Genomic DNA, 12,221 nt, shown 5'->3' on the forward strand with positions numbered 1-12,221 from the left:
GATTCTAATTTTATAAATAATTGCAAGCATAAAAAGCAACTGCATAGGAAGTTATGCAGTTGCTATCTATATTTTAGTCTATCTCGCGATTTATCTCTTTATAAATGTATCATTATCCAATTCCCGAAAAGCTTCTTCCAGCTCTTCTCTGGTATTCATAACTATTGGTCCACCCCAGGCTATGGGTTCCTTCAATGGTTTTGCACAAAGCAGAAGAAAACGGAGTCCAGTGTTACCTGCTTTTACATAGAATTTATTCCCTTCCTCAAAGAGAATCGCATGTTTTTCCTTCACTGCCTCATTATTTTCCGGTGCAAAAGTCCCTTCTCCCTGAAAAATGTAGATAAACAGAGTATTATTTTCAGCTGTTTCATACTCCCAGACTGTACCGGGAGCCAGCTCTACATCCAGATAATCCGCTTTTACATAAGCCCCTTCAAAGGCTCCTTTTATTTCACAATAACTACCGGCAATGACACGTATAGTAACTCCCTTTTTCTGCACGACCGGAACGTTCTCTTTCTTAATATCTCCGTAAGCTGGTGCAGTCATTTTATCCTTAGCCGGAAGGTTCAGCCAAAGTTGGGCTCCAAGCATTTTTTTTGAGGCTTGCGGCATTTCCTGATGAATGATTCCGGAACCCGCAGTCATCCACTGACAGTCTCCATCTTTTATACTTCCTTTATTCCCCAGAGAATCTCCATGCTCAATATCACCTTCTATCAGATAGGTAATAGTCTCAATACCTCTATGGGGATGCCAGGGAAAGCCCTTTACATAGTCTGCCGGATTTTCCGAGTCAAAGGCATCCAGCATTAAAAAAGGATCATAATCCGAGGTATCCTCATATCCGAACACTCTTACCAGCTTCACGCCAGCACCGTCTACACCGGCTTTGCCTGTGGTAATTTTTTTTATTTTTCGTAACTTATCCTTCATGCTTAAAGCTTCCTTTCCGCAGTCCAGGGTATGCTTTAAACTGCTTACGCTATTCTTGGCATTCCGCTTTGCAGCTAAACTCGACCTGGCACAATCATTATAATTTATTTCTGAATAAATCCTGCTTCTTAGTATAACACTATTTTTCTGTTATCGAAAGAGATTTACACATTCTCCCCGAATCACATGAAGGATAACCAAATATATCCGGTTAATCGTTTAGATAAGCAGTCGGTCAGGTTAATTTGAACACGATGTTCAAGTCTAGTGATTACCTGCAGGCTATGATTGCCGATTTGAGTATTTGCAGACCGCAGTCAAGCTGATTATCCGTAACTACAAGGGGGCACAGAAAACGTACCACATTGGAATAAGTTCCGGCATTTTCAATAATCAGTCCATTGTTAGCACAGTATCCCACAATATCAGATACCAAGCTGGCATTTGGAGTCTTACTCTTTTTATCAGTAACAAACTCTATTCCCATCATACACCCAATACCTCTTACATCTCCGACTTCCTCAAACTCCTCTTTCCAGGATTCGAATTCTTCACGGCATTTAGCTGCAATCTCCAGAGACCTGCCGCAGAGATTCTCTCTTTCCATTATCTCAATTACTTTTAACGCGGAAGCACAAGCCAGAGCATTCCCTCCAAAGGTCCCGCCTATAATACCGTTTCTTACTCCGTCCATTATAGTAACCCCAGCTGTAATCGCACTTAAGGGGACTCCACCGGCTATGGATTTTGCAGTTGCTAAAATATCCGGTGAACAGCCTGCCTCCTCCCAGTAATTTGCCACAAACATTCTGCCTGATCGTGCAAAACCTGTCTGTACTTCATCTGCAACCAGAAGAATTCCCTTTTCATCACAGATTTTTCTTACAGCTTTTACCCACTCTAGGGGAGCCGGTATAAAGCCGCCTTCTCCTTGAACAGGTTCCACTACAATGGCAGCCACTAATTCAGCCGGAGCACCTTCTTCGAATACCTTCTCCAGCTTCTCGATATAATACCTGACAGAATCCTCTTCGCTGTACCCTTCCGGCCCTCTGTACAGATTAGGAAACTCCGCACGATATATACCATCAGGAAAGGGACCAAAGCCGACTGAATATGCTTTTTTGGCTGTCATAGTGGAGGCAAGAAGAGTTCTTCCATGAAAAGCACCGGAAAATACAATAATATTTGGTCTGCCTGTATAAGATTTAGCAATCTTAACTGCATTCTCCAGGGCCTCTGCCCCCGAGTTTGCAAACATTGTTTTTCTTTTATGTTCTTTTACCGGCACTATCTGATTCATCTTTTCTGCCAGTTCAATATAACCCTCATGGGTTACAACATTCATCATAGCATGGAAATATTTTTCCGACTGACTCTTAACAGCTGCAACAAGCTCCGGATGGCTGTAGCCGATGTTTAAAACACCGACACCTCCAACCCAGTCCATAAAAATATTCCCGTCTACATCTTCAATCATAGCACCTTCTCCCCTGCTTATCACACAAGGGTACACGGACTTAATGGCACCGGGTACAGCCTCTTTTCTTCTCTCTAAAATTGCTGCAGCCTTTGGTCCCGGCAACGTTGTCTTTATTTCAGGTAAAGCTTCTTTTAACATATATTCCTCCTATTCTAAGCTTTAGCGCTCATTCCAGCGTAAGCTATTCTATACGAATTATATTGATTTCCGATATATATTCTTTATCTCCTCCAGGCTAAATACAACCGGGTGATTGGCCATACTGGGAGCAGAAACTTTCAGGCAGTTTTCCGCAAGCCAATCCACATCTTTTTCTTCCACTCCCATTTCTCCTAAAGTTACCGCCAAGTTAAGTTTTTTTAATAGCAATCTGATACGGTCAGTAAAATCCCTCTCATTTTGCCCGCCAAGAAGAACTGATAATTTTGCAAATTTATCCGTCCTTCCTCTTATGGAAGCTTCATAGAGGTGAGGTGCCAGAGCTGCAAGTCCTTTGCCGTGCACAACATCTTTTAGCCCGCTTACAGGGTGTTCCATTCCATGCAGAGCGGTAACTCCTGCTGTATTAATAACCATGCCTCCCAAGGTGCTGGCAAGGCATAAACTGTCCCAGCTGTCAAAGTTCTCACAATCCTCATAAAGTATCGGAAGACTGGAGGCTGCAAGTCTTACTCCTTCAAGAGCCATCATATCTGTTAGAGGTTGGGCAATAGAAGAAATATAAGCATCCATGTTATGACAAAGAGCATCAAAGCCCACACTGGCAAGCACTTCCTTTGGCATTGTCATCATCAGCAGCGGATCTATAATAGAGCAGGCAGGCACAATGGCACTGCAGCGCAAAGATTTCTTATCCGATGTTTCCGGATTCGTCATAACTGCGAATCCGTTCCCCTCGCTTCCGGTACCGCAAGTGGTAGGTATAGCGAGTATTGGAAGAGCCTTATTGCTTGATTTTCTTCCGTAAATGTATTCGTTGATATCGCCTCCGTTTACAGCCTGAAAAGCGATTCCTTTTCCTGCATCTATACTGCTGCCTCCGCCAAGAGCTATTACCATATCACAGCCATTGGCTACAGCCAGCTCTGCCCCTTCATAAACTGTTGTTGTTAATGGATTGGGGGTAACTTTGTCAAAAATTGTGACAGAAAGGCCATTATTTTTCAGCAATTCCTCCGTCTTTTCAAGGAGCCCGGAACTTTTGGTACTCTTTCCACCCGTAACTATTAAGGCGTGCTTTCCAAGCTCTTTTGCTTTTTCTCCGATAATCTCAGATTTTCCCCGGCCAAATACCAGATTCACCGGCAGATAATATTGAAATTCCATTTATGAACTCCTTTCCTATATATCCTTTTTAAAGATATATTTATACAGGGTGTTGTGAAAACGAAAAGGGCAATTTTCACGAAATAATGAAGGCGTTGGACATATATGAAGGGTATTGTAAGATGAAGCTTTTATATTTTTAAGCTCTCATCTCACACTCCCCTCATATCATGGCTGATTTGCCAGCAATTCTGTTATTTTACATTTGTGGTTTTGCCATCATCTACACTTACAAAATAATCTTCCGTTAGGCCATAATTCTTTAAAATAGTAAGCAAGGAGCCATCTTCCTTCATAGCATTTAAGGCGGTGTTCACTTCCTTTAAGAAGTCTTCATCTTCAAAACGTACGGCTGCTCCAATCTGTCCGCTGGCCTCTGCTTCGTAAGGTGACAGAAGTTTAAGCTTAAGTGAACTATCCGATGAAAGGGTGTAACCGGCTACAATACCATCTGTTACTACCGCATCTACCTTGCCCATATTAACGGCTGTCATGAGAGTTGCCTGGTTATCGAAAGCATCCAGTTTACCGATTTTACCGTCATCCAGCCATTTTTGGGCAGTTTCATAGAAGGTCGTTCCCGGCTGTGCACCTATGTCTTTGCCTTTCAGGTCTTCTTTACTGGCTATGGCAGAATCAGAGGGAATTACCACAGCCTCCCCTTCCTGATACCATTTATCCGTAAATGCCGCAACCTGGAGTCTCTCATCTTTTACATACATGGCATCCACTACCATATCAATATTATTATTATTTAGCTCTACAAGAAGATTTGCAAAATCCACTACCTTCATTTTAATATCCGGTATACCAAGTCTCTTACATATTTCCCGCAGAATCTCAATGTCAATTCCTTTTAGTTCTCCGGTACTTACATCCGTATAGCAAAAGGGAGCATCATTGGAAGAACCAATGGTAATATATCCTGTTTCCTTTATTTTTTTTAGAAGCTTGGATTCTGCAGCTCCACCCGTATCGGCAGCCTTTGCTCCCTCCTCTGTTTTAGCAGTGGGTGTAGCTTCTCCGGTGGCTGCCGTCTCTTTACTGTTATCATTCGACTTTGAACCGCAGCCGGTTAAGGCCAGTGCCATTACAAGAATCAGAATTCCCGCAATGCTTTTCCTTAGATTCATCTTTTTCATAAATTTCCTTCCTTCCTGCTATTAAGCATCATCCAGTTTGTTATCATGTAACTTAAACTTATTCAAGCAATACCTGTATTTCCGTTAAACGAAAAACTTCTTTCGTAATATATAGTACTTTCAATCAACGTACCTGTTTTAACTTTTGCTCCACAATTCTGCTTAATTGGGAAAGTGGTAAGCTTAAGGCCAGATAAACAAGGGCAAGTATCGTGTACGCTTCCACTGTTAAGAAAGTCTGGGAGGCATAGGTTTTCGTCCGAAGCAGCAATTCCTGAACAGTAATCATTGCAAGCAATGAGGTATCCTTAATTAACATAACCAGATAATTACCGAAGACTGGTACGGAATTCCTTAGTGCCGGTGGTATGATAAAGTGAAATAATACCTGATTTTCACTGAAACCCAATGCCAGACCTGCCTCTCTCTGACCGGAATCAATAGCCAGAATCGCTGATCGGATAACTTCCGACATATAACAACCATAATTTATGGCAAACCCTATGATGCCGCAAGTCGTGGCTTCAAGCTGTATCTTGGTATCCATTCCAAATATGGCAAGAAAACCGTTTAATAATGTCGGTACTACATAATAGATATAGAAAAACTGCACTAATAAAGGTGTTCCTCTTACAATCTCAATGATGACAGCAAGAAGTCTTCCGAGGATTTTGCTCTTTGATAGTCTGCCGATTGCTACCAACAGTGCCACTATTAAGGCACAAGCAAATCCGGCAATGGTAATATATATTACTATTCCGATACCACCCAGCAGATTAGGTCCAAGAGTATCAAATGCTTTTCTAAAATGTAATTCCACTTTGCTTCACCTCCAATTAGAGCACTCTTGCTAAAAATGACTTGGTTCTCTCGTTTTTGGGCTGTGAAAAGATATCTGCCGGTGCCCCTTCTTCTATCACATATCCTCCATCCATGAAGATAACTCTATCCGCCACATCTTTTGCAAAACCCATTTCATGGGTTACCACAATCATTGTCATTCCTTCTTTTGCCAGTTTCTTCATAACCTCCAAGACATCTCCTACAAGCTCCGGATCCAGTGCTGAAGTAGGCTCATCAAACAATAACATCTCCGGGTCCATAGCAAGAGCCCTGGCGATTGCTACCCTTTGCTGCTGACCTCCTGAGAGAGCTAAAGGATAAGTATTTGCTTTACTTTCCAGCCCAACCTTTTGAAGAAGCTCCTCCGCTTTCTCTCTAGCCTCTTTTGAAGGTATTTTGTTTAACTTAATTGGTGCATACATCACATTTTCCAGGGCTGTTTTCAAAGGAAAAAGGTTAAATCTTTGAAATACCATTCCCACATGCTTACGGTATCCGGTAACTCTCTTACCTAATTTGGTAATATCCTCTCCCATGTATAAAATTTCGCCTCCCGTAGGCTGTTCCAGCAGATTGACACATCTTAACAGTGTACTTTTCCCGGAGCCGGAAGGACCTATTATTACAACCACTTCACCTTTCTTTACCGTGATGTTTACATCTCGTAAGACCTCCAAATCATCAAAACATTTGGAAAGTTTTTTTATTTCAAGCATTTCCATGTTTTCACCTTCTTTCCTATTACTGTAAGCTAAGCTTTCACTTGTCACTCCCAAAATCAAGTGCCATGCAGTTAACTATTTATTGAAATTCATAGCAATAAACCTAAACAAAAAAGGCAAGAGTGCTTAAAAGTTAAGCTCCCTTGCCCAGTTGTTTCTGTATTATTTTACCTATAGATTATAACTCTATTGCTCTTATGTAATAAGATAATCCTTTTACTTATTATTTAGCATCAGTCCGAATTTTTTTTCAATAATATCTGCTAATACTTCACAGGTACCTTCTACGCCTAATAGACTGGAATCTAGCATTACATGTTTATAATCCTTGTCAGACATCGAATAACCGCAGTAATGTCTATGGTAGGATTCCCTAGCCTTATCCACGGAGGATATCATTTTCTTTGCTTCGTCCGGTTTCATATCTAGTCTTTCAACACAATTGGCCAACCTTGCTTCATAGGGTGCATATATAAATATATTGATAATATTTTTGTGATCTTTTAATATAAAGTCAGCACACCTTCCTACAATAATACAGGACTCCCTTTCTGCAAGATCTGCAATAATCTTCCTTTGCACGGCAAAGATTGAATCCTGAATAGAAGTCGTTCCCATTCCCAGAGGATAGTTCATATTAAAAAAAGCTGACTTGGCACTCTCTTCTACATCACTGATGGTAGAAACGGGAAGATTCAGATTTTTTGCTGCTATCTCTACAATATCTCTGTCATAGTATTCAATTCCAAGTTTTTCACTTACCATTCTTGCAATCGGCCTGCCAAGACTTCCGAATTGCCTTGCGATTGTTACAACAAATTTCTCACTCACACCAAACACCTCTTTCCAAATAAGTACTCTTTTGTTTGGTTTATTATATTCCAGCTAAGCCCGAGCTACAATATTCGTTTATTCTAATTTTTTACGTATTTATTGTACTTTGGGTACAAAGTATGCTATACTAATCCATCATTAGAAGGGGGAAGGATTATGGGTACACAAGTTACTGATCTCTTTGACTGTGCAAAAGGAAAATACAGCCTGGTACTTCATGGAGGTGAAAATGGGCTGACCAACTCTGTTTCCTGGGTCTATCTAGCGGAAGACTTTCAAAATATGCCCTTTTTAAAGGGCGGGGAATTTATTATAACAACCGGACTCTTTACCCAAAGCGGCGTATCACTTTACGATTTTATCTGCGCATTAATGACACATAATTGCAGCGGCATCCTGCTTAACATCGGAAAATACCTGGACCTGCAGGATATCACCTCAGATATTATTGAATTTTGTAATATCAATAAGTTTCCGCTCTTTACTATGCCCTGGAAGATACATTTGGTTGACATCATGCAGGATTACTGCCGTATCCTGCTCTATAATACCCAGAGTACCGACCATTTAAATGCTGCTTTCCAGGGAGCTCTCTATCAATCTCCGGTACACGAAAATATTCTTTTAACTCTTAATCAATATGGTTTTTCTACAACAGCAGATTATAGGATTATTGTCATTCAGAATCTCAAGAACACTACCCGAATCACTTTCTCTCTAAACCACTTGAAACTAAAGTACCACCTTTTTGAACATGAAAATCTTCAGGTACTGGTATATATGTTATCCGATCTTCAAACGACGCTGGATGACATTATGGATATTCTTTTATTTTGCGACAGTATAAAGCTAGGTATCAGCAGTACAGCCCATTCCTTGTCAGATCTTTCCCTTTGCTATAAGCGAGCCCGCTTCTGTCTGGCGGCAGCGATATTTTGGAATACTACCTCTGCTAATTTTGAGGATTTAGGTTTCTTTCAGGTTCTGTTTAGCACCTCGGACCTTGGTCTTTTACAAGATATTTATAAGAAAAAACTTGGAGCCTTAGAAGAATTTGATACCCTTCACGATTCCGATTATATGAATACGCTTCGATATTTTCTGTTGTCGGACTGTAATTTAATTAATACTGCCGAGATAACACATACCCACAGAAATACAGTGATTTACCGAATCAAAAAGATTAAAGAGATTTTAAATACAGAACTTGATAATTCAAAGATTAAATTTGATTTATTGATGGCTTTTTATATCAAAGAATACTTTTCTATATAATACAAGCTGTAATATCTCGAACAACTTATTCACTGATATGGCGAATTGTTATTGGAAATTCTTACAAACGCCAATACATAAAACACCTGCATATTCCCTCCACAAAAGAAGCTCTGTCCCAATAAGCGTAATTCTCTCTTATTGGTGCAGAGCTTCTTGATGTTCTTAGTTGATGTTCTTAGTTGATATTCATATTTAATGTTTTTATTTAATGATTTTATTTAATGTTCTTATTTTATACTCTTATTTTATACTCTTATTTTATACTCTTATTTTATGCTCTTATTTTATATCCTATGCTGCATTTGCCTGCAGCATCATAGCGTTGCGGTAATTTCTTTCAAAAATCTGTAAGATACCATCTACCACCTTATGGCAGAGCTCGACGATATAATCACAGTCAACTTTTATCTTCTTCGCTACTTTTAGATATTCCTCATGCATACTTTTAATAAATCTCAGTATCTCATCTACTGTATCAAAAAGAAAATTCTTTTCGCGGTTTTTTACTGCTTCTTCGCTTCTTACGTAACTTCTTAAAGCAGTTATCAGCTTCTTTTCATAAACACAATGTTCTTTGATATTGCCTTCGAAAATATTGTTGTGAGGATAGGTAAAATAATCAGCTAAATAATGTGTAACCACTCCAAGATGCCTAGTGAAATATCTGTCTATTCCCCTGTCAGAATCATAGTTATCCGTTATTTTGAGTATTTCTTTTTTTAGAATATGAAAGGTCTCATCAATAGTATGTCTTTTTGTAATAAAGGATGGGGTACAGTCCGGCAGAATACTACCGATGTAAAATGCTTTTTTGTGTTGTATAAGCCCGTCGTTCTTCATACTGTCCAGTAAATAACCCGCTAAAGAAATATGCGATTTTTTTCTCATTTATGTCTCCTGTTTTGTAATTGACAAATAGCTGTAACACATGAGGGATTCATTATCCTGTCATCCTCCCTCTGCTGACATTAGTGATTGTACACCCGTATTCCCTTTAATACAATAGTTATCTTTCGTTTTAACAAATTCTTAACGCAATCCTAAAAAATAGTCCTATTTGATACATATTATTTTACATCTGATAGCTTTGGCTTTTTTATAAATTGTATTTTATACCATATTACGGTAATATGTTACCAGCACTTAGATATATCTGATACCACTCTTCTCTGGTAAGTTTTATCTCCGTTGCTTTTATACAATCAAGCAGCCTTTCTGTATTCATAGTGCCTGTTACAGGCTGCATATTTGCCGGATGACGTAATATCCAAGCCATTGCTATGGTTGTATTGCTGACACCATACTTATTAGCAATTTCGTCAATCTTTGCATTTAATTCCGGGAATTTTTCATTTCCTAAGAATACACCCTCAAAGAAACCATACTGGAAAGGTGACCAGGGTTGAATCGTGATAGAATTCAATCTGCAGAAATCCAGAACGCTGCCATCACGGTTCGTAGCTGCATCATCCAGCATATTAACATGTAAGCCCTGAGAAATCATATTGGCATTGGTAATACTCAGCTGAAGCTGGTTTGCTATTATTGGTTGTTTTAATGTCTTTTGAAGAAGCTGTATCTGCATAGGGTTTTGGTTGGAAACGCCGAAATTACGAACCTTGCCTTCTTTCTCTAACAGATCAAAAGCTTCTGCAATTTCCTCAGGCTCCATAAGTGCATCCGGACGGTGCAGCAGCAATACGTCCAAATATTCGGTTTTTAATCTCTTGAGTATTGCATCCACAGATTCTAATATATGCTCTTTTGAAAAATCAAACATCCTGCCCGGAACTATGCCGCATTTGGACTGCAGTATCATTTTTTCTCTGACAGATGCATTCATTTGGATTGCATTTGAAAATATTTCTTCGCAGGTCCCTCCACCATAGATATCAGCATGGTCGAAGAAATTTGCTCCATTTTCCATAGCTGTATGAATAAATTTCTCCACTTCATGCTGGTCTAATCCATTAATACGCATACAACCGACAGCAATTACCGGCACCTGTAAATCTGACTTTCCTAACTGAATCGTTCTCATTTCAATCTTCCTCCTTACATTTTATCGGGAACATTTTATCTTCTTATACTCTTTTGTAAGTTAACTCCAAACACTAGTAAGTTAAACATGTTTTTATTATAATACCTAGAGTTAAATCGAGGTCAATAACAAATGTGTTATTATTGACATTTCCTATATTTTCATGTAGAATTTATTATGCCTATACTTTTAGCAGCTATACAGTTTTAAAAGTAAAGGAGAATTTATTGCCCCACCACAGAATAGGAGATGATTATTTGGACTCGAGCGAAGTCACGTGTATGATATTAATAGGTATTTTAATGCTGCTATCCATCTTTTTTTCATCAGCTAGAACAGCTTTTACAACCGTTAATAAGCTGCGGATACGCAGTCTGGCAGAAGAGGAAAACAAAAGAGCCAAACTGGTGAATAATCTAATGGAAATCCCTGGACGGATGCAGACTACCTTATTAATTGGCAATCTAATTCTGAATATAGCCATATCATCACTAACTACTTCTCTTGCCATTGATCATTTTAAGCCTTTCGGGATTATAATTACGATTGTTTTACTTATCTTCTTCATGCTGGTATTTGCCAGGATGATTCCGAATACTCTGGCAGAGATTGATTCTGAAAAGTTCACACTAAAGTACGCAGGTGTTCTTCTTTTAATTATCAGAGTCATGGCACCCCTGACCTTCCTTATAACTAAGATTTCTTCCTTATTTCTTATACTATTTCATGCAAAGACAAATGAAAAAGCCTCAGTCATTACAGAGGATGAGTTGCGCTCTATCGTTGAGGTCAGCCATGAAGAAGGTGTAATTGAAATGGATGAGAAACAGATGATTACCAATGTCGTGGATTTTGGTGATTCCATGGCCAAGGATGTTATGGTTCCCCGTATAGATATGGTATTTGCAGAGATTTCTCTCTCCTATGATGAGATAGTTGAGTTATTCTCAAAGGATAAATACTCAAGAATGCCTGTTTACAGCGACTCCAGGGATTATGTTCTTGGTATTGTCAATCTGAAAGATATCTTTTTCTATCAGGGCAGCGAAGAAGATTTTCATATAAAAGATGTTATGAGGGAGCCTTATTTTACTTATGAGTATAAAAAGACTACCGAACTATTAAAGGAAATGCGAAAGAATTACGTATCCCTTGCAATTGTAATAGATGAATATGGTACAACAACAGGTCTTATAACCTTGGAAGATTTACTGGAAGAAATCGTCGGCGAAATCAGAGATGAATACGATGCTGACGAAGAAGACAGCATCCGCAAGATATCCGATACGGAATACATTGCAGACGGAAATACCAAACTGGATGAAGTTAATGAAATCGTAGGTTTGGATTTGGAATCGGATGATTATGATTCCATTGCAGGCCATATGATATATCTTCTCGACCACCTGCCGGAGGTAGGCGAGAGTATAACAGACGGCAATGTGGTCTATACTGTGGATTCTGTTATGAAAAATCGTATTGATAAAGTACATATTGTACTTTTACCGGAGGATAATGATATTACCTCTGAGGATATATCCTTAAACACTGCAGATGCCGGTCCCGTTAGAGAAAAAATTACTGCTGAAAGTTATCCCATTGATTAAAAATAT

The 12,221-nt window shown here is 39.2% G+C and carries 11 protein-coding genes; 2 read left to right on the forward strand and 9 right to left on the reverse strand.

Annotated elements, in window-relative coordinates; genetic code table 11:
* Window positions 1–90 precede the first annotated feature (90 nt).
* The 7 genes from bsdcttw_RS18325 to bsdcttw_RS18355 form a co-directional block, all read right to left on the reverse strand.
* Complete coding sequence (locus bsdcttw_RS18325) at window positions 91–939, reverse strand: pirin family protein (RefSeq protein ID WP_185256265.1); 849 nt, start codon at window positions 937–939, stop codon at window positions 91–93.
* A 271-nt stretch (window positions 940–1,210) separates the two neighbouring features.
* A complete protein-coding gene (locus bsdcttw_RS18330; RefSeq protein WP_185256266.1) occupies window positions 1,211–2,560 on the reverse strand; it encodes an aspartate aminotransferase family protein in 1,350 nt (449 codons plus the stop codon).
* 57 nt (window positions 2,561–2,617) lie between these two features.
* Entirely contained in the window at window positions 2,618–3,748 is a 1,131-nt protein-coding gene (locus bsdcttw_RS18335) for an iron-containing alcohol dehydrogenase (RefSeq protein ID WP_185256267.1), read from the reverse strand.
* A 194-nt stretch (window positions 3,749–3,942) separates the two neighbouring features.
* Window positions 3,943–4,890 carry a substrate-binding periplasmic protein gene (locus bsdcttw_RS18340; protein ID WP_185256268.1) on the reverse strand — a complete coding sequence of 316 codons (948 nt, stop codon included), beginning with the start codon at window positions 4,888–4,890 and terminating at the stop codon, window positions 3,943–3,945.
* Window positions 4,891–5,014: 124 nt separating this feature from the next.
* On the reverse strand, window positions 5,015–5,710 hold the full coding sequence (locus bsdcttw_RS18345; RefSeq protein ID WP_185256269.1) for an amino acid ABC transporter permease: 696 nt from the start codon (window positions 5,708–5,710) through the stop codon (window positions 5,015–5,017).
* Between the two features lie 16 nt (window positions 5,711–5,726).
* The gene (locus tag bsdcttw_RS18350; RefSeq protein WP_185259870.1) at window positions 5,727–6,449 is read right to left on the reverse strand and encodes an amino acid ABC transporter ATP-binding protein; all 723 of its coding nucleotides are present in this window, start codon (window positions 6,447–6,449) and stop codon (window positions 5,727–5,729) included.
* Between the two features lie 222 nt (window positions 6,450–6,671).
* The gene (locus bsdcttw_RS18355; protein WP_185256270.1) at window positions 6,672–7,286 is read right to left on the reverse strand and encodes a cytidylate kinase-like family protein; all 615 of its coding nucleotides are present in this window, start codon (window positions 7,284–7,286) and stop codon (window positions 6,672–6,674) included.
* A 159-nt stretch (window positions 7,287–7,445) separates the two neighbouring features.
* Here bsdcttw_RS18355 and bsdcttw_RS18360 point away from each other — a divergent pair, with 159 nt between their 5' ends.
* Window positions 7,446–8,564, forward strand: coding sequence for a PucR family transcriptional regulator (locus bsdcttw_RS18360; protein ID WP_185256271.1), 1,119 nt, complete (start codon window positions 7,446–7,448; stop codon window positions 8,562–8,564).
* A gap of 294 nt (window positions 8,565–8,858) precedes the next feature.
* On the opposite strand, the gene bsdcttw_RS18365 is transcribed toward bsdcttw_RS18360, so the two are convergent.
* Both bsdcttw_RS18365 and bsdcttw_RS18370 read right to left on the reverse strand, forming a co-directional pair.
* Window positions 8,859–9,455 (reverse strand): zinc dependent phospholipase C family protein, encoded by a 597-nt coding sequence (locus tag bsdcttw_RS18365; RefSeq protein ID WP_185256272.1) that lies wholly within the window; start codon window positions 9,453–9,455, stop codon window positions 8,859–8,861.
* Between the two features lie 232 nt (window positions 9,456–9,687).
* Entirely contained in the window at window positions 9,688–10,608 is a 921-nt protein-coding gene (locus bsdcttw_RS18370) for an aldo/keto reductase (RefSeq protein ID WP_185256273.1), read from the reverse strand.
* Between the two features lie 281 nt (window positions 10,609–10,889).
* Between bsdcttw_RS18370 and bsdcttw_RS18375 the strand changes: the two genes are divergently transcribed.
* A complete protein-coding gene (locus tag bsdcttw_RS18375; protein WP_225903702.1) occupies window positions 10,890–12,215 on the forward strand; it encodes a hemolysin family protein in 1,326 nt (441 codons plus the stop codon).
* The last annotated feature ends 6 nt before the right edge of the window (window positions 12,216–12,221 follow it).

Source organism: Anaerocolumna chitinilytica (genome assembly GCF_014218355.1).
Classification (GTDB): Bacteria; Bacillota; Clostridia; order Lachnospirales; family Lachnospiraceae; genus Anaerocolumna; species Anaerocolumna chitinilytica.